Origin of the sequence: Antarctobacter heliothermus (assembly GCF_900188425.1) — a bacterium.
In the GTDB taxonomy this organism is placed as follows: Bacteria; Pseudomonadota; Alphaproteobacteria; order Rhodobacterales; family Rhodobacteraceae; genus Antarctobacter; species Antarctobacter heliothermus.
Map to the genome: position 1 here is coordinate 14,113 of NZ_FZON01000041.1, position 18,298 is coordinate 32,410.

Below are 18,298 nucleotides of genomic sequence, written 5' to 3' on the forward strand. Positions count from 1 at the left end.
AAATCCCGTGCGCGCCAATGCCCGCGCGCGGTTCTTTTCCCGAGTCTGACCCACAAAGGCAAGGGCGGCTTCCGCAGCGGGGCGTTGCGGCCTAGTCTGTGGTGATGAAACGCGCATTTGCCCTGATCTTGTGTCTTTACGCCGCGCCGCTGGCCGCGACCCCCTATGCCGAGCATCAATTGCTGCGGCCGGATCTGTTTGACCCTGCCACGGGCTATCGTGTTGGACGACAGCGGGCACCGACACCGGACGACATTCCCGCGCCTGCGGTTCTGGTGTCGCCGGACGAGGCGCGCGATTTGCTGGAAGCCGGGGCGGTGGCGCTGGATGTGTTTGGCGCGCAGCAGTCGCGGTTCGATGAGTTGGACGGCACCTGGCTGGTATCGCAACAGCGGCTGAGCCTGCCGGATGCGGTCTGGCTGCCCGAGGTCGGGCGTGGGCAATTGAGCGCGGTCATGCAAAGCTATCTGGCCGAGGGGCTGGTGCGGGTGACGGGCGGCGACAGGGCGCGGCCTTTGGTGGTGTATTGTGTCGCCGATTGCTGGATGAGCTGGAACGCCGCGCAACGGATCAGCGCGCTGGGGTATACGCGTGTCCACTGGTTCCGGCTGGGCACGGATGGGTGGCTGGACATTGGCGGGGTGTTGGAGCCGGTCGAGCCGGTGCCGGTCAACGTCGACTAGTTGCCGCGTGGCAGCTCCTCCAGCTCAACCGCCGGGAACAGGTGCGTGACAGAGCGTTGGTATTCCTGCGGCTGCGCGCCCATGGCGGCAAACCGCTCTGGCAGGGGGGAGTCCATCAGTTCGACCATGTCCAGGCCTGAGCGCGCGCCGTCGCGCAGTGTGGTGTCCAGCCAGTGCAGGTAGTCGCGGGTTTGGGTGATGGACGCCCCGGTGGGGTCGGCGGGACCGTGACCCGGCAGGATCAGCGCCGGGTTTTGCGCGTCCAGCGCGTCCAGCGCGTTCTGCCAGCGCGGCAGGTCGGCGCTGGGTGTGGTCGGCGCGCGGTCGTGGAACACCAGATCGCCGGCGATGAGCGTGCCTGTTCGGCGGTCCAACAGCGCCAGATCCGCCACCGTGTGCCCGCCCAGCGGAAGGGCAAGGAAATCGCGTCCGTCCAGCCGCAAATCGCCGCCCGCGATCACATCCGTTGGCGGCACCACCTCTGTGCCGCGCATCCAGTCGCCAAGGATGCGGTACATGTTGTCGGCAAAGCCTTCGCCCTCTGTCAGCGCGGCCTGTCGCGTCTCACCCAGTGCAAAGATCGGCGTCCCCGCAAAGACCTGATTGCCAAAGAAATGGTCCGGGTGGTGGTGCGTGTTGACCACGGTTGAGATGCCGCGAAGGTCGAGACTGCGGGCCAGTGTCACCAGCGCCTCACCATAGCGGCGCGACGACCCGGTATCGATCAGGATCAGCCCCGTGTCGCCCTTGATCAGGGTGATGTTCACGATGGCGCCGCCGTTCTGCATCGAGAAATAGTCGGTTGCGCCTTCGACCATCCAGATGCCATCGGCCAGCGGCTTGGCAACAAGGTCATAGGACAGTCGGGCCTGGGCAAAGGCGCGCGGGGCCAGCGGCAGGGAGGCCAGCAGGCCCAGCGTGGTGCGACGGGTCAGCATCAGTTCAGTTCACCTTCGCTGAGGACACCGCGGATGCGGTTGCCGTTGTTGTCGCGCCCGACCACCTTGACCGAGGCGGGCAGCGCGCCCTTGGCGAAGTAGAAGGTAAAGGCCGGATCCTCATTCACCGGCTCTGCCAGTTCCAGCCGCGCCAGTTGGGTGCCGTCGTCCCGTTGCAGGGACAGATCCTGAATGATGAAAACCGGGATGCCATCGGCCAGTCCGGTGTCCATCGGGTGATCGACGATCAGCCGCGCGCGCCCGGTGGCGGACCACAGCCGCCCGTGGACCTCACCCAGTTTTTCCTCCCAGTCGTCGCTGGCATAGGCGTGGGACGCCGCCGTACAGCCGCCGCCCGCCGCGTCGATATAGATCGAGCCGACATGCCATGTGCCGGAATGCGTCTCGACACTGGCGCGGATGGCGGTGGCCTGATCGATCTTGAACCGCAGCGACAGCTTGGCGTCCGCCTGTTCGGGGTAATAGGTCAGGATATGCGGGATCGGGCCGTAGTCGGCGCTGATGACGATCCGTTTGACGTCCGGGATCGCCGTGGCATCCACCAGCAGCGGGACATTCAGGCTGTCCTCGGCAGAGGCGGGCGCGCGCAGCACCACGCGATCATCAAAGCGGATGTCGGCGGGATCGCCCAGCAGCCCCTTTTGGTGATAATCCCACATGCCCGACTGCATCGGATCGGTCAGCGGCGTCTGCGGATCGTCCAGCGCAAAAGCCGCCCCCGCAAAGAGACCCAACAGCGCAACCAGCGTTGTGCGAAGAAACATGGCGGACCCTCCCCGTCGTGCCAGATTGGGTCGCAGGCTAACACGGGGGCCGTGCCGTTTCACCGCGCCTATAGTCGTAGAGGCATCGGACAATATCCGAAGATGGACGGTGTCAGCCCCCATTGGACCAAGGTCGCATTTGGGCTGGTCGCGGGCGCGTCATAGGCTGCGCCGCATGCGATGTATCCTTGTCCTGTTGGCGTCCTGCCTGATCCATGTTGCGGGCCTTGCGCAGGCCGAAACGCTGACCCGCGACGCCCTGGCAGAACGGGTTATTCCGCCGTTCATCCTGGGCGAGCAGGTGACCGACACCGGCGTCTGGACGCTGGAGAACGCGGGCGGCATCACCGCCGGATATGTCTTTGAAACCGAGCCATTGGCCCCCCTGCCCGGCTTTTCCGGCGCGGCGATCAACGTGCTGGTGATGCTGGACCTTGAGGGGCGGTTTCTGGATGTCCAACTGATCAGCCACAATGAACCGATCTTTGTTTCCGGCCTTGGGCAGGCGGCATTCGAGGCGTTCTTTACCCAGTATCGGGGCCATTCCATCGCCGCGCCAATGGTGGTGGGCACGCCCTATGGCGACAGCGGCGGCACCGGTGCGCTGGTCTATCTGGACGGGGTGACCAAGGCGACCGCCAGCGTGCGGATCGCGCATGAATCAATTTTGGCGGCGACCCTGCAGGTGGCGCGGGAAAAGATGCGCGGCGTATCGACCAAACCGCCCGCCTTTCCCGATCCGGCGGTGGATGAGAGCCTGACATGGGACGATCTGGTGGCACAGGGTCTGGCGACGCGCCTGCGGGTGAGCAACGCCCAGATCGAGGCCGAGTTTGCCGGAACGCTGTGGGAAGACGACGATCCGGCGGCAAAGGATGATCCGCAGGGTGCCTATCTGGATTTGTGGATTGTCGATCTTGGCCCGCCGTCGATTGCCCGGGCGGTGCTGGACGCCGCGTCATATGCCGAACTGGCCGAGTTCCTGACGATCTCGACCTTTGATGAGCCGATCCTGCTGATCGAGGCCGGGCGACACGGGTTGATCACCGAGGATTTCGTGCGCAACACCTCGCCCGATCTGCTGACCGCCGAACAGTTCGGCCTGCCGATAGCGCTGCGCGACAGCGACCTGCTGTTTGCCCTGCGCGACGACCTGCCAGAGGCGGTGCAGGACGGGGTGGCGATGATCCTGCGCACCGACCGGCGGCTGGGGTTTGACCCGACGGAGCCGTGGACCCTGCATGTAGAGGCGGTGCGCGCGCACGGCTCTTTCATGCCGCAGGTGGGCAGCGCCACCCTGTCATCGACGCAGGCCACCGACGCGCGGTTCTTTGCCCGCGCCGAGGCCCCGCGCGCCCTGCCCCCGTGGCGCGCGGCGCTGCGCGAGAGGCAAGCGGACCTGATTGTGCTGGGTCTTGGTCTGGCGGTGTTGTTGGCAGCGCTGTTCTGGCGGCAGTCGGCGCTGGCGGGGTTGCGGTATTTTACGCCGGTGCGGCTGGCTGTGCTGGCGGTCATGACCGGCTTTGTCGGCTGGTGGGGACAGGGGCAGCTGTCCATCGTGACGGTGATCGGGGTGATCCGCACGGCGTGGGAGGGCGGCAGTTATGCCTTTTTGCTGTATGATCCGTTTTCGCTGTTGGTCTGGGGGGCGGCGATCCTGGGCTTTGTGCTGTGGGGGCGGGCGCTGTTTTGCGGCTGGCTGTGTCCGTTTGGGGCAATGCAGGAGTTTGCACACCACCTGGGCCGGTTGTTGCGCCTGCCGCAGGTGACGGTGTCTGCCCGCTGGGATGCGCGGTTGAAGCTGGTGAAATACGGGGTGCTGGCGGGGTTGGTGGCGCTGATCTTTGTCGCGCCCGGCGCGCTGGACAAGGCGGCAGAGGTGGAGCCGTTCAAGACCGCCGTCACCACGTTCTTTGTGCGGGAATGGTACTATGTCGCCTATGCGGTCGGCCTGCTGTTGCTCTCGGCGGTGCTGTTCAAGGGGTTCTGCCGCTACATCTGCCCGTTGGGGGCGCTGATGGCGCTGGGCGGGATGCTGCGCGGGCGCGACTGGATCGCGCGGCGGGTGGACTGCGGCAGTCCGTGCCAGTTGTGCGCGGTGCGGTGCAAATATCAGGCTATTCCCAAATCGGGCCCCAAACCGGGCAAGATCGACTATGCCGAGTGTTTCGGCTGTCTCGATTGCGTGACGATCCACGACGACCCGGCGCAATGTGTGCCGCTGGTGTTGCAGGCCCGGCAAAAGAGGCGGGCGGCATGAGGCGGCGCAGGTTCCTGACCCTTGCGGCGGCCTTTGCCGGTGCGCCGCGCATGGCGCAGGCTGGCACACAGCCCGCTATTTGGACCGGGCAGGCGATGGGGGCCGATGTGTCCCTCACCCTGTACGGGCCAGGGGATGAGACGGCGGCAATGCTGTCCGATCTGCCGGGGATGCTGGCGGGTTTTGAGGCACAGTTCAGCCTGTATGAGCCGCAGTCGGTGCTATCGCGGTTGAACCGGGTGGGTGCGGGGCAGGCAGGTCCAGAGTTTCACGCCTTGCTGGCGCAGTGCGATGCCGCGTGGCGGTTGACGGACGGGGTGTTCGATCCGACGGTGCAGCCGCTGTGGCGGGCGCTGGCGCTAGGCGCAGACCCTGCCCCCGCGCGCCGGGTGATCGGCTGGGACCGGGTGCGTCATGGATCCTTGGGACGGGTGACACTGGGTCCGGGGCAACAACTGACGCTGAACGGGATCGCGCAGGGCTTTGCCACGGAGCGCCTCGCCGCGACGCTCCGCGCGCGGGGGTTTGGCAAGGCGCTGATCAATATCGGGGAGCATCAGGCGATTGGCGGGCCGTTCCGTCTGGGCCTGTCCGATCCGCAACATGGTCTGTTCGCGAAGACTCGTTTGAGGGACATGGCGGTGGCCACCTCCAGCCCCGGCGCGCTGCGCCTTGGCGAGCACGGTCATATCCTGTCCCCGGAGGGCCGCGCGCCGATCTGGTCGACGGTCAGCATCGAGGCGGAAAGCGCGACCTTGGCCGATGCGCTGTCGACGGCCGCCGTGTTCATGGACCTGCCACGGTTGCAGCGGCTGAAGCTGGAGGCCGGGCTGCGCCGGATCACGGGTATCGATGTCGCGGGCAATCTGCGGACGGTGTAGGGGACCCAACTTGGCCGTTCATGGCAGAGGCGATGTGCGAAACCGTGAGATGGTCCGGGCTTTTGCGTATTTGTCCTGACCTTTGACGTTACCAAGGTTCGAAAGGGGACAGGGGGCGCTGCCCCCGCTCCTTTGGAGCCCCCCGGGATATTTTTGGCCAGAAGAAATAGGGGGATACGCAGAGACCCCCAGCGGTAGGCCGGGGGTCTGAAAGGTCATGCACAGGCGGTTCAGCCTGCGGCGGCTGGCGGTTCAGCCTGCTGCGGCGACCGCGCGTTTGGTCATCACGCCGACAAGATGGGCGCGGTAGGCGCCGGTGCCATGCAGATCAGAGATCATGTCGTCACCGGACAGCGACAGACCGGCCACCGCGTCGGGCGAGAAGTTGGACGACAGCGCCGCCTCTGCCTCTGTCCAGCGGAAGACGCCGTTTTCCGAGGCGCCGGTGACTGCGACGCGCACGCCGTCGGCGTATTTTGCCACGTAGACAGCCGTCAGTGCAAAGCGCGAGGCGGGCTGTTCGAACTTGGCGTAGCCAGCCGCCTCGGGGACCGGGAAACGGACCGAAGTGATGATTTCACCCTCTTCCAGCGCCGTGGTGAACATGCCCTGGAAATAATCGTCCGCCGCGATCTCACGCGTGTTGGTCACGATGGTCGCGCCGGAACCCAGCGCTGCCGCCGGGTAGCAGGCCGAGGGGTCGTTGTTGGCAAGGCTGCCGCCGATGGTGCCGCGATTGCGGACCGCCGGGTCACCGATGCCGCCCGCCAGTTTCGCCAGAGCGGGGTAGATCGAGGCCGCCTCTGCCGCAACGGTGGCGTGGGTGGTGCCGCCGCCGATGGCAAGGTCGCCGCTGTCCTCACGGCAGACACCCTGCATTTCGGCGATGCCTGTCAGGCTGACCAGAACCGAAGGGCTGGCGAGGCGCTGTTTCAGCGTCGGGATCAAAGTCTGCCCGCCGGAAAGCGCCTGCGCCTCTTCCTGACCCAGAGCCGAGACCGCATCGGCCACGCTGGTGGGTCGGACCATGTCGAATGAATACATCTTATATCCTCCTGTTGCGTCCCCCGGCCCGTCATCATGCAGGCCGGGGGAGGGGATTATCCGTTGATCGCTGCCCAGACCCGCGCAGGCGAGACCGGCATGTCGATATGAGCCACGTTATGACCACCCGAATTCAGCGCGTCGAGCACTGCGTTCACAACCGTCGGGGGCGACCCGATGGCACCGGCCTCACCGCAGCCCTTCACACCCAGCGGGTTGTGGGTGCACGGCGTCTGGCAAGAGTGGTCCACCTGATACTGCGACATGTGCGGCAGATCATCGGCGCGCGGCATGGCGTAGTCCATGTAGGACGCGCTGAGCAGCTGGCCGTTTTCATCGTAGGAGCAGTTTTCCAACAGCGCCTGACCAATGCCCTGAGCGATGCCGCCATGGACCTGGCCCTCAACGATCATCGGGTTGATGACGTTGCCGAAATCATCCGCTGACACGAATTTTTCAATCGTGACCTTGCCGGTTTCCGGGTCAACCTCGACCTCGCAGGCATAGGCGCCTGCGGGGTAGGTGAAGTTGGACGGATCGTAAAAGGCGGTTTCCTCAAGGCCCGGCTCGATATCCTCAAGCGGGTAGTTGTGCGGCACATAGGCGGCGAGGGTCACATCGCCCCAGGCCACGGATTTATCCGTACCGGCAACCGAGAACTGACCGTCTTTCAGTTCGATATCCGCCTCGGACGCCTCCAGCAGGTGACCGGCGATCTTTTTGGCCTTGTTGATGATCTTTTCAGTCGCCCGCACCATGGCCGAGCCGCAAACCGCCAGTGAACGTGAGCCATAAGTGCCCATACCGAAGGGGATCTTGGAGGTGTCGCCATGCACGATGTCGATCATCGATTCGTCGATGCCCAGCATTTCCGCAACAACCTGCGGGAACACCGTTTCGTGGCCCTGACCGTGGCTGTGAGCGCCGACCATGACACTGATCGAGCCGGTGGCATTCACCCGCACGGTGGCGGCGTCATACAGACCGGCGCGTGCACCCAACTGACCCACAAGGTTCGACGGCGCGATGCCGCAAGCCTCGATGAAACAGTTCACACCCAGACCGCGCAACATGCCCCGTGCCTCGGACTCTGCCCGGCGGGCGGGGAAGCCTGCGATGTCGATCAGCTCTTCCATCTTGTCCATGGTGGCGACGTAGTCGCCAGTGTCATAGACCACGGCAACGGGCGTCTCATAGGGGAATTCAGAGATGAAGTTCTGACGGCGCAGCGCGATCGGGTCGACGCCCAGTTCGCGCGCCGCCTGATCAATGACCCTCTCCAGCTGAAAGGTCGCCTCGGGGCGGCCAGCGCCACGATAGGCGTCCACGGGCACCGTGTTGGTGAACACCGCCTTGACGTTCACCTGCACTGCGGGCGTGCGGTAGTTGCCCGCCATCAGCGTGCCGTGCAGCCATGTCGGCACCGAGGTGGAGAAGGTCGACAGATAGGCCCCCATGTTGGCATGGGTGTTGGTGCGCACAGCGGTAAAGTTGTTGTCCGCGTCCAGCGCCAGTTCGATCTTGGTCACATGGTCCCGGCCATGGGCGTCCGACATGAACGCCTCGGACCGCGACGAGGTCCATTTCACGGCGCGGTTGATCTGACGCGAGGCGAAGGTGCAGAACGCCTCTTCGGCGTAGTGAAAGATCTTGGTGCCGAAGCCGCCGCCCACATCGGGGGCCACGACGCGCAGTTTATGCTCGGGGATGCCAAGGACAAAAGCGCCCATCAGCAGCCGGATCACATGCGGGTTCTGCGAGGTGGTGTACAGCGTGCTTTCGTCATTGGCGCGGCTGTAGTCGCCGACCGCAACGCGCGGCTCCATCGGGTTGGCCACCAGGCGGTTGTTCACCAGTTCCAGCGTGGTCACATGCGCCGCGGCGGCAAAGGCCTTGTCGGTGGTTTCCGTGTCAGTGCCGAACTGCCAGTCATAGCAGAGGTTGTCTGCCAGATCGTCATGCACCAAGGGGCTGTCCGCCTGCAAGGCGCGCGGCATGTCGACAACGGCGGGCAGTTCCTCGATGTCCAGTTCGATCGCCTCGGCGGCATCGCGCGCCTGTTCCAGCGAGTCGGCCACAATGGCGGCCACCGGGTCACCAACATGGCGCACCTTGCCGATGGCCAGAACCGGGTGGGCCGGTTCCTTCATCGCGGCACCGTTCTTGTCGGTGATTTCCCAGCCGCAGGGCAAACCGCCGACGCCCTCAAAATCCGCGCCGGTGAAGATGCGCACAACGCCGGGCATGTCAGCGGCGGCCGAGGTGTCGATCTTGTTGATCTTGCCGTGCGCCATGTCGGAGCGCAGGAAATACACATAGGCTTGGCCGTGTACGTTGATGTCGTCGGTATAATTACCGGCACCAGTCAGAAAGCGAACGTCTTCGCGCCGCTTCGGGCTTGCGCCAATGCCATGATCTTTGGGCATGGGGTCTCCTCCCTAAAGTCGGTGGGTTTAAAACCCACCCTACGGAAATGTCGTGGGCAGACCCTGCGTCCGCCCGCGTATCAGATCACTCTGCGGCGATGGCCGAAACGTCCTGACCGGATGCTGCCAGGATCGCCTTGACGATGTTGTGGTAGCCGGTGCAGCGGCAGATGTTGCCTTCGAGGTAGTCACGCACCTCAGCCTCGGACGGTTTGGGGTTTTCCTTGAGCAGCGAGGCGGCGGCCATCACCATGCCGGGGGTGCAGAACCCACACTGCAATCCGTGGTGGTCCTGAAACGCCTGCTGGATCACGTTCAACGTGCCGTCCGCAGCGGACTGGCCCTCGATGGTCGACACCTCGGCGCCGTCGGCCTCGGCGGCGAACATGGTGCAGGCTTTGACCAGCGATCCGTTCACATGAATGTTGCACGCGCCGCACTGTGAGGTGTCACAGCCCACATGGGTGCCGGTCAGCCGCAGTTCGTCGCGCAGGAAATCGGTCATCAGGGTGTTGCCCTTGACCGACTTGGTGACGGCCTTGCCGTTCACCTTCATCGTCACTTCTGCCATTGCTATCCTCCCTGGATAAATCTTGTCTGGGTCTATGAATCTTGCCGGTTTCAGCCCTTTACGAGGCGTTTGAACCAGCCTTTCTTGTGGTTTTCGTCGCCATCCGGCGCGGCGGCGAGCTCTTCGCCTTCGGCAGGGGCCTCCAGCGCGTTCTGGAAATTGGTAAAGAACTGGTCAGCCATCTTCTTGGCAAAGCCGTCGATGATGCGGCTGCCCAATTGCGCCAGCTTGCCGCCGACCTTGGCCTCGACGTCATAGGTCAGCAGGGTGCCGCCGTTCTCGGTTTCCTCAAGATCGACCTTTGCACCGCCCTTGGCAAAACCGGCGGCACCGCCCTTGCCCTCGCCCGACAGCGTCACCGAATTGGGCGCATCCATCGCGGACATGGTCACCTGACCCTTGAAGGTCGCCTTTACCGGACCGACCTTTTGCACCACCGTGGCCTCAAAGCCCTCTTCGGCAGAGCCGGTCATCTCGGTACACCCCGGCACGCAGGATTTGAGCACCTCGGGGTCGAGAATCGCCGCCCAGACGACGTCGCGGGGGGCCGCGATCTCGCGGCTGTCATTCATTTGCATCTCTGAACCCTCTTCGTTCTGCGGGACACCAGGCGGCAACCCCGTTCCTGTTCATCGCCCGGCATACTCAACGCTCAGGCGGTGTGAAACTCAACCCGTAGCTTTCGAAAATCGCCGCGATACGGCCATCGGAAAGCGCGGCATAAATCGCGTCGTCCACGGCATAGGCCAGCGGACGGTAGCGAAAATTGATCCCCAGCCCAATGGTCCAGTTGCCAACCGCAAACCCCGGCAACGGCGGCTGATGGACGGCCAGATCATCGGTCAGGCCATACTCCAGCTGCGCCTTTGGCCCCATGGCGGCCTTGACCTCACCCGCCGCCAACGCCGCCATGACCTGCGTCATGTCACGAAAGCGCCGGATGTTGGCCTTGAGCTGCCCACCGGCCAGCGAGGTCAGGTAGAAATCTGCAATCGAATCGTTCTCGACCGCAACCGTATCGAACCGAAAATAGGCCGGCACCGGCTTTTCATCCGGGTAGACCGCCTTGTTGTAGGCAATGGCGATCCCCTCTGTCTGGTACTGGCCGGTAAAGACAACCTGCTCAACCCGGCAGGTAAACGCACTGTCATAGGGCACACGCAGCATCACGTTCGACACCGCGCCACCCACAACCGGCCCCTGCCACAGGGTGTTGCGCAGATCGGCGTCCAGATTCTCCCCCGCCGCAACCAGCTTGAACCGGGGTGCCACGCCGAGATCCTCGGCGATCAGCTTGCCGATCTCGATGTCGACGCCGCGCGGCTTGCCGCCCTCCTCAAAGGAATAGGGTGGATAGTCGGCATAGACCGCAAACTCGATCCAGCCCCGGTCCAGAATGACATCCAGTTCCTGACCCACGATGTCACGGCTGGCATTTTGCGGCTTGGGTTGCGGCACCCAGTCTTCGCAGCGCGCAGTCGCCGTGGTCGCCAGCCCCGCCAACAGGCCCAGCGTCAAGACAACGGAACGAAAAGCGCGCGCTGCGATCATGGTCAATGCGCCGCCGACAGGCCGATGGTCAGCGCCTCGGCCGCCTTGCGATAACCGTCAACGGTGCCGTCCAGCACACCCACGGCGCGCGAGGCGGCGCTGTCGGCAACAGGTGCGCCGCTCAGCGTCTCGATGCTGTCGGCAAATTCGGTCAACTTGGCGGTCATGCCGTCGGGATCGGCGCCCTCGGGGTTTTCCGCCCAGGCCGCCAACTGATCGCGCAGCACTTTGAGTTCGGGTGTCAGCTCGGCCATCTGCTCATCGTCCGGGCGCGCCTCGACGTAGGTGCGGATCGCCCAGGCGGCCTTTTGACCCAGAAGTTCGCCAAAGGCCGGCATCTTGGTCACGCCGTTCTGGGTATAGCCGGTGCGGAACCGCTCCATGAACCATTCATCGCCGTATTCCTCGGCCTCAAGAAACCGCAGGTCAGGCGCCAGCCCGCCCGAGATCACCTCAAGCCCGTGACAGCGGGCGCAGTTCTGGTTGTAACCAGAGGCACCGATCTCGATCGCGGCCTGATAGACCTCTGGATCCATGGCGCGATACGGGTTCTCGATCAGCCATTCCTCGCCCACGTCCGGCAGCGCGTCCGTGTTGACAGGCTGCGGGGCAACATCCCCGTGCGACAGGGCCATGGTGGCCCCCATGATCAGCGACAGGGTCAGGGCGGTTGACTTGCGGGTCATGAAACTTCTCCTCCTCGGTGCGGGTGACACGTTGATAAGAGCGCCGCCCGCACCGGGGCTATTGGACCTAAGTCCAAATGCCTGCGGAACCACGACCAAGGTCCTATTCCGCGCATACGGCGCGTGCCTATCTTGACCTCATTGGGAGGAATTTCACACATGTTTTTGCGTACGGTTCTGGCGTTATGCCTGTCCGCCTCGGCCGCAACGGCCGACGTTTCCGTGGTGATTCACTACCTTCGACAGGACATTGAACAGCCGCCCGTCCTGTCCAACCTCGACCCGATCCCGGAGGATCTGGGGCTGCGGGGCGCGGAATTGGCGTTGAAGGAAAACACCACCACCGGCCGGTTTCTGGGCCAGACCTATACGATGGAAGTGACACATGTACCGCCCGGCGGTGATCTGCCCGCCGCCGCGCGCAGCGCACTGGCCCTCACCGACCTGATCGTGCTGGACGCCCCGGCAGAGGCGCTGCTGGCGGTCGCGGACCTGCCAGAGGCGGCAAATGCGCTGATCTTCAACGCCAGCGCGCCGGACGATTCCCTGCGCGGCGCCGACTGCCGCGCCAACCTGCTGCACAGCCTGCCCAGCAATGCCATGCGCACCGACGCGCTGGCGCAATTTCTGGTTCAGCGCCGCTGGGACGACCTGGCCCTGATCGCCGGCACGCACCCCGACGACATCGCCTTTGCCGACGCGCTGCACGGCAGCCTGACCAAATTCGGCCTGCGCCTGAGATCGGAAAAGACATGGGCCTTTGACGCCGACATGCGCCGCACCGCCAGCCAGGAAGTGCCGCTGTTCACCCAGGATCTGCGCGACCACGACATCCTGCTGATCGCCGATGAGATCCACGATTTTGGCCGCTACATCGCCTACAACACATGGGACCCGCGCCCGGTCGCCGGGTCCGAGGGGCTGGTGCCAGTGACCTGGTCACACGTCGTCGAGCAATGGGGCGCGGCACAGTTGCAATCGCGCTTTGACAAACTTGCAGACCGCCCGATGCGGTCACGCGACTACGCCGCCTGGGCCGCCGTGCGCAGCATCGGAGAGGCGGTCACCCGCACCGGTTCCGGTGACACTGCCGCCCTGCGCACCTTCCTGCTTGGGCCCGATTTCGAATTGGCCGGCTTCAAGGGCCGCCCGATGTCGTACCGCAACTGGAACGGCCAGCTGCGCCAGCCCATCCCGCTTGTCACCGACCGGGCGCTGGTGGCGCAGGCCCCGCTTGAGGGCTTCCTGCACCAGACCAGTGAGCTTGACACCCTTGGGCAGGACCGCCCCGAGTCCGCCTGCACCGCCTTCTGAATTTAAGGACACCCCATGCTTCTTCTTGGCAAAAATACCCAAAAATCCGTCCTCATCGCAGGCCTTGCCGCCTGCCTGCTGGCCGCCCCCGCGCAGGCCGAGGAAATCTGGGTCTCCAACGAAAAGGACGACACGATCAGCGTGATCGACGTCGCAACGATGGAGGTGATCCGCACCCTGCCCACCGGCGAGCGCCCGCGTGGGATTGTCTTTAGCCATGATTACAGCGTGCTGTATATCTGCGCGTCCGACAGCGACACGGTACAGGTCATGGACCCGGTCAGCGGCGAAATCCTGCACGACCTGCCGTCAGGCGAAGACCCTGAACAGTTTGTCCTGCACCCGGACAACCGGCATCTCTACATTGCCAATGAGGATGACGCGATCACCACCGTTGTGGATGTGGTCACCCGCACCGTTGTGGCCCAGATCGACGTGGGGATCGAACCGGAGGGGATGGCCGTCTCACCAGACGGAAAATATGTGATCACCACGTCCGAGACGACCAACATGGCACATTGGATCGATACGCAGACACAGGAACTGGTCGCGAACACGCTGGTCGATTCGCGCCCCCGCCATGCGGAGTTCACGAAAAACGGCACCCAGCTTTGGGTGTCGGCGGAAATTGGCGGGACGCTGTCGGTCTTTGATGTCGAGACGAAGGCCAAGGAAGTCACACTGGAATTTGCGGTCAAGGGCGTCCACCCTGACCGCGTTCAGCCGGTCGGTTTTGAATTCACGGAGGACGAAAAGACCGCCTTTGTCGCCCTTGGGCCCGCAAACCATGTGGCAGTGGTCAATGCCGACACCTACGAAGTCGAGGAGTACATCCTTGTCGGCCGCCGCGTCTGGCACATGGCGTTCAACGCCGACAAGTCGCTGCTGTTCACCACAAACGGGGTTTCCGGCGACGTGACGGTGATCGACGTGGCGTCCCGCAAGGCGATCAAGACCATCAAGGTCGGGCGCTTTCCCTGGGGCGCGGCGCTGCGCCCCTGAGGTGGACTGATGGCGGGCCGCGTGCGCGATGGGCAGCGGGCCAGGCAGCGGACGGGGCAGATTACGACCAAAGCAGCGGATGGCTTTTGCCCGCCAAACCCACAGGATCACCGAACAGGACACCGGATTCGCGCGCCCCACGGGAGACCTGAGATGAAACTGACCATTCTTGCGGCCGCCGCCCTTTTGGGCGGTCCGGCCTGTGCCGACACCTATGCGGATATCAAGATTTCCGCCGGAAAGGCGCTGTTCGACGCTGAATGCCGCCGCTGCCATGCGGTGGACGCCGACCATGCCTCATACGGGCCGCCCCTCGAAAACGTGGTTGGCCGCGCGGCAGGCAGCTACGAAGGCTACGATTATTCCATCGCGCTGGAGGCCAGCGGCATCGTCTGGACCCCCGCGGCCTTACGGGCCTGGATGGAGGATAACGCCGGTTTCATGCCCGGCACCAAGATGCGGCATGTCGGCATCGACGATCGCACGGTACAGGATTTCATCCTGTCGTATCTGACCAGCATCACCACACTGGACAATTCGGCGATTTCAGAGTGATCCGCCCATTTCGATAACCAAATCGGGCAGCCGGTGGCTGCCCGGATCTCTGGCGGGACGCGTTTCGCCAGACAGGGCCGCGCACGGTCTGCAAGCGGCGTCATGGCAGCATGACAGCGATGGATCGGTGACCAGATCACATTGGACCAAAGTCGTGAATCCCGCCATGCCCCTGTTTTTTCGGAAAATTGTCAGCCCCGTCACGGTCCTACGACCATGGTGCAATACCTCTGACGGCGGCTTGGCTGAATACTGAAACTAGGCGCCCGGGAGGGGTGCCAAAGCATCCAAGTCGCCCCGGCGATGAAGGGAGGGAACCTCATGAACCGATTCATTCTGGCAGCCACAGCCAGTATCCTGTTGGCTGGCACCGCCGCCACGGCCCAAGTGTCCGAGGCCGATCTGGCCGACGATCAGGCGCTCACAGCCCAGATCACGACCAATGGCATGGGCCGTCACCTGCAGCGCTACAGCCCGCTGGAAACGCTGAACAAGGACAACGTCAAGTTCCTGCAGGCCGCGTGGGCCTTCAGCTTTGGCGGTGAAAAGCAGCGCGGGCAAGAAGCCCAGCCGCTGATCTATGACGGCGTGATGTATATCACCGGGTCCTATTCGCGCATTTACGCAATCGACCTGATGACCGGCAAGGAACTGTGGCAGTACGATGCCCGCCTGCCCGAAGGCATCCTGCCCTGCTGTGACGTGGTCAACCGGGGCGCCGCGATCTATGGCGACATGGTGATCTTTGGCACGCTCGACGCACGGATCGTGGCACTGAACAAGGACACCGGCGATGTCGTCTGGCGCGACAAGATCGCAGATTACAAGGCAGGCTATTCCTACACCGCCGCACCGCTGATCGTGGACGGTCTTGTCATCACCGGCAACTCTGGCGGCGAATTTGGCGTGATCGGTTCGGTGCAGGCGCGCAACGTCGAAAACGGCGATCTGGTCTGGGAACGCCCGGTGATCGAAGGCCACATGGGTATGCTGAACGGCGAGCCGTCGACCATGACAGGCACGCTGAACGCGACCTGGCCGGGCGACATGTGGAAAAACGGTGGCGGCGCCACATGGCTGGGCGGGTCCTATGACGAACGTACAGATACGCTGATCTTTGGTGCGGGCAACCCGGCACCGTGGAACAGCCACCTGCGCGGCGCGGGCACGCCCTCTGAGGACGGCATGGGTGACAACCTGTACGCCGCCAGCCGCATCGGCATCGACCCCAAGACCGGCGAGATCAAGTGGCACTTTCAGACCACCCCACGCGAAGGCTGGGACTATGACGGTGTGAACGAGGTCGTGGCCTTTGACGGGGCAGACGGTGAGCCACTGCTGGCCACTGCGGACCGCAACGGGTTCTTCTACGTTCTGAACGCCGAGGACGGATCCTTTGTGAATGGCTATCCCTTCGTCAAGGACATCACCTGGGCCGAAGGTCTGGATGAGAACGGTCGCCCGATCTATGTCGAAGACAACCGCCCCGGCGACCCCGCCGCAGCGGCCGACGGCAAGAAAGGCGAGGTCGTGTTCTCTGCGCCGGGCTTCCTGGGCGGCAAGAACTGGATGCCGATGGCCTACAGCCAGAAGACCAGCCTGTTCTATGTGCCCTCCAACGAATGGGGCATGGACATCTGGAATGAGCCGATCACCTACAAGAAGGGCGCGGCCTACCTTGGCTCCGGCTTTACCATCAAGCCGAACTACGAAGACCACATCGGCTCGCTCAAGGCGATCGACCCGGCGACCGGCGAATGGAAGTGGGAATACAAGAACAACGCCCCGCTCTGGAGTGGTGTCATGACCACGGCCGGCGGTCTGGTGTTCTTTGGCACGCCCGAGGGTGAGTTCATCGCGCTGGATGACGAGACAGGTGAGGTTCTGTGGAAGTTCCAGACCGGCTCTGGCATCGTTGGTCAGCCCGTGACCTGGGAAATGGAAGGCGAGCAGTATGTTTCGATCGCCTCCGGCTGGGGTGGTGCTGTGCCGCTCTGGGGTGGCGAGGTCGCCAAAAAGGTGAACTACCTCAATCAGGGTGGCACTGTCTGGACCTTCAAACTGCCCAAGCAGCTTGCCAGCATGAAATGATCCTGAGCGGATCGTGACAGACAAAGGGGGGCGTCCTGCGGGGCGCCCCTTTTTTTGTGGCCCTGCGTGTGGCCCGGTGTTTGAGCCGGGCACAGCCGTTGACATGGATCAACGCGCATATGCGCCAATGCGCATACTCCACCCTCATGCAGGATATTCTCAACGCCCTATGCGATTCGACCCGCCGCGCTGCGCTGGCCATTCTCTGGGATGGCGGCGAACATTGCGTCTGTGAGCTGATGGAACGGCTCGACGTCAGCCAGAGCAGGATGTCCCGTCACATGAAGGTACTACGCGAGGCCGGTCTGGTTCTGGATCGGCGTGACGCGCAATGGGTGCGCTATCGGCGCAACCCCGATCTGTCCCCCGAAATCATCGACGTCATCAGCGCCGTGTTGACCGCCGAAACCAGCCTTGAACAGGAAATGGCATGACAACCGAAACACATGACCCGATCCACCACCACCGGGCGCCCGACTGGCTGTGGTATGTGGGTGTCCCCCTTGTCGCTACGCTGGGCTGGCTGATCTATGGCCAGCTGATCCCGATGTCGGAATGGGTGACAGCCCTGTTTCCGGTGGCGCGCGACAGCCACACGGGCGAGGCCATCGCCTTTTTCGTCTATGACGTGCCAAAGGTGTTGTTGCTGCTGACCGGCATCGTCTTTGTCACCGGGGTGTTGCGCAGCTGGTTCAGCCCGGAAAAGACCCGTGCCATCCTTGCCGGGAAACGGCAGATCTGGGGCTATCCGCTGGCCGCCCTGCTGGGCGTGCTGACGCCGTTTTGTTCGTGCTCATCGGTGCCGCTGTTCATTGGCTTTGTGTCGGCGGGCATTCCGCTGGGGGTGACGTTTTCCTTTCTCATCGCGGGGCCGATGGTGGGTCCGGTGGGTCTGGGCCTGCTGTATGGCCTTGTCGGCTGGCAGATCGCGACGATCTATCTGGTGTTCGGCTTTTCCATCGCGACCCTGTCGGGCTTTGTGATGGGCCGGATGGGGCTGGAGCGGTATCTGCAGGACTGGGTGCGCGATCTGAACGCTGGCCCGACAGGCGATCTGCCCGAGGCACGCCTGACACTGGTTGACCGGCTGAAGATCGGGGTGGAACAGGTGCGCGAGATCGTCGGCAAGGTCTGGATCTGGGTGCTGATCGGCATCGGCATCGGGGCCGCCATACACGGTTATGTCCCCGAAGACATGATGCTGCGCATCATGGGGGGTGAGGCATGGTGGTCAGTTCCCGCCGCTGTGACCGTGGGCGTGCCGATGTACACCAATGCCGCCGGCGTGATCCCGATTGTCGAAGCCTTGCTGGGCAAGGGTGCCGCCCTTGGCACAACGCTGGCCTTCATGATGTCGGTGATCGCGCTGAGCTTGCCGGAAATGATCATCCTCAAGCAGGTTCTGACGCTGCGGTTGATCGCGATCTTCATCGCCGTTGTCGCGGCCGGAATCCTTGCCACCGGCTATTTGTTCAACTTTCTTCTGTGACCGTTCCGGTCCCCGTACATCC

Annotated in this window: 17 protein-coding genes; 9 read left to right on the forward strand and 8 right to left on the reverse strand. The window is 63.7% G+C overall.

Going from position 1 to position 18,298, the window contains the following annotated elements; genetic code table 11:
* Positions 1-104 precede the first annotated feature (104 nt).
* The gene (locus CHB90_RS17980; RefSeq protein WP_089279237.1) at positions 105-683 is read left to right on the forward strand and encodes a rhodanese-like domain-containing protein; all 579 of its coding nucleotides are present in this window, start codon (positions 105-107) and stop codon (positions 681-683) included.
* Here CHB90_RS17980 and CHB90_RS17985 read toward each other — a convergent pair.
* Entirely contained in the window at positions 680-1,621 is a 942-nt protein-coding gene (locus tag CHB90_RS17985) for a quinoprotein relay system zinc metallohydrolase 1 (RefSeq protein ID WP_089279238.1), read from the reverse strand. The two genes, CHB90_RS17980 and CHB90_RS17985, sit on opposite strands and share 4 nt — an antisense overlap.
* Positions 1,621-2,406, reverse strand: a complete 786-nt coding sequence (locus tag CHB90_RS17990; RefSeq protein ID WP_089279239.1) for a quinoprotein dehydrogenase-associated SoxYZ-like carrier — start codon at positions 2,404-2,406, stop codon at positions 1,621-1,623. Before CHB90_RS17990 ends, CHB90_RS17985 begins: the two co-directional genes overlap by 1 nt.
* Positions 2,407-2,581: 175 nt before the next feature.
* Between CHB90_RS17990 and CHB90_RS17995 the strand changes: the two genes are divergently transcribed.
* Together CHB90_RS17995 and CHB90_RS18000 are read left to right on the forward strand one after the other, a co-directional pair.
* Positions 2,582-4,666: a 4Fe-4S binding protein gene (locus CHB90_RS17995; protein WP_089279240.1), complete on the forward strand. Its 2,085-nt coding sequence runs from the start codon at positions 2,582-2,584 to the stop codon at positions 4,664-4,666.
* A complete protein-coding gene (locus tag CHB90_RS18000) occupies positions 4,663-5,547 on the forward strand; it encodes an FAD:protein FMN transferase (RefSeq protein ID WP_089279241.1) in 885 nt (294 codons plus the stop codon). Before CHB90_RS17995 ends, CHB90_RS18000 begins: the two co-directional genes overlap by 4 nt.
* A 252-nt stretch (positions 5,548-5,799) precedes the next feature.
* Here the strand turns inward: CHB90_RS18000 and CHB90_RS18005 are convergent, their stop codons facing one another.
* The 6 genes from CHB90_RS18005 to pedF form a co-directional block, all read right to left on the reverse strand.
* Positions 5,800-6,591, reverse strand: coding sequence for an FAD binding domain-containing protein (locus tag CHB90_RS18005; RefSeq protein ID WP_089279242.1), 792 nt, complete (start codon positions 6,589-6,591; stop codon positions 5,800-5,802).
* A 56-nt stretch (positions 6,592-6,647) separates the two neighbouring features.
* Positions 6,648-9,017 carry a xanthine dehydrogenase family protein molybdopterin-binding subunit gene (locus CHB90_RS18010; protein WP_089279243.1) on the reverse strand — a complete coding sequence of 790 codons (2,370 nt, stop codon included), beginning with the start codon at positions 9,015-9,017 and terminating at the stop codon, positions 6,648-6,650.
* 85 nt (positions 9,018-9,102) lie between these two features.
* On the reverse strand, positions 9,103-9,588 hold the full coding sequence (locus CHB90_RS18015; protein ID WP_089279244.1) for a (2Fe-2S)-binding protein: 486 nt from the start codon (positions 9,586-9,588) through the stop codon (positions 9,103-9,105).
* Between the two features lie 50 nt (positions 9,589-9,638).
* The gene (locus CHB90_RS18020) at positions 9,639-10,166 is read right to left on the reverse strand and encodes an SRPBCC family protein (RefSeq protein WP_089279264.1); all 528 of its coding nucleotides are present in this window, start codon (positions 10,164-10,166) and stop codon (positions 9,639-9,641) included.
* A gap of 67 nt (positions 10,167-10,233) precedes the next feature.
* Positions 10,234-11,139, reverse strand: coding sequence for a substrate-binding periplasmic protein (locus CHB90_RS18025; protein ID WP_089279245.1), 906 nt, complete (start codon positions 11,137-11,139; stop codon positions 10,234-10,236).
* A gap of 2 nt (positions 11,140-11,141) precedes the next feature.
* The gene (gene pedF, locus CHB90_RS18030; RefSeq protein WP_089279246.1) at positions 11,142-11,825 is read right to left on the reverse strand and encodes a cytochrome c-550 PedF; all 684 of its coding nucleotides are present in this window, start codon (positions 11,823-11,825) and stop codon (positions 11,142-11,144) included.
* A gap of 159 nt (positions 11,826-11,984) precedes the next feature.
* Between pedF and CHB90_RS18035 the strand changes: the two genes are divergently transcribed.
* The 6 genes from CHB90_RS18035 to CHB90_RS18060 all read left to right on the forward strand — a co-directional run bounded on the left by CHB90_RS18035 (position 11,985) and on the right by CHB90_RS18060 (position 18,276).
* Entirely contained in the window at positions 11,985-13,139 is a 1,155-nt protein-coding gene (locus CHB90_RS18035) for an ABC transporter substrate-binding protein (RefSeq protein ID WP_089279247.1), read from the forward strand.
* A 15-nt stretch (positions 13,140-13,154) separates the two neighbouring features.
* Positions 13,155-14,141, forward strand: a complete 987-nt coding sequence (locus tag CHB90_RS18040; protein WP_089279248.1) for a YVTN family beta-propeller repeat protein — start codon at positions 13,155-13,157, stop codon at positions 14,139-14,141.
* 153 nt (positions 14,142-14,294) lie between these two features.
* Positions 14,295-14,696, forward strand: coding sequence for a c-type cytochrome (locus CHB90_RS18045; protein WP_089279249.1), 402 nt, complete (start codon positions 14,295-14,297; stop codon positions 14,694-14,696).
* Positions 14,697-15,017: 321 nt separating this feature from the next.
* On the forward strand, positions 15,018-16,787 hold the full coding sequence (locus CHB90_RS18050; RefSeq protein WP_089279250.1) for a PQQ-dependent methanol/ethanol family dehydrogenase: 1,770 nt from the start codon (positions 15,018-15,020) through the stop codon (positions 16,785-16,787).
* Positions 16,788-16,885: 98 nt separating this feature from the next.
* The gene (locus tag CHB90_RS18055; RefSeq protein ID WP_342744972.1) at positions 16,886-17,221 is read left to right on the forward strand and encodes an ArsR/SmtB family transcription factor; all 336 of its coding nucleotides are present in this window, start codon (positions 16,886-16,888) and stop codon (positions 17,219-17,221) included.
* Entirely contained in the window at positions 17,218-18,276 is a 1,059-nt protein-coding gene (locus CHB90_RS18060; RefSeq protein ID WP_089279251.1) for a permease, read from the forward strand. The genes CHB90_RS18055 and CHB90_RS18060 overlap by 4 nt, the downstream gene beginning before the upstream one ends.
* Positions 18,277-18,298 lie beyond the last annotated feature (22 nt).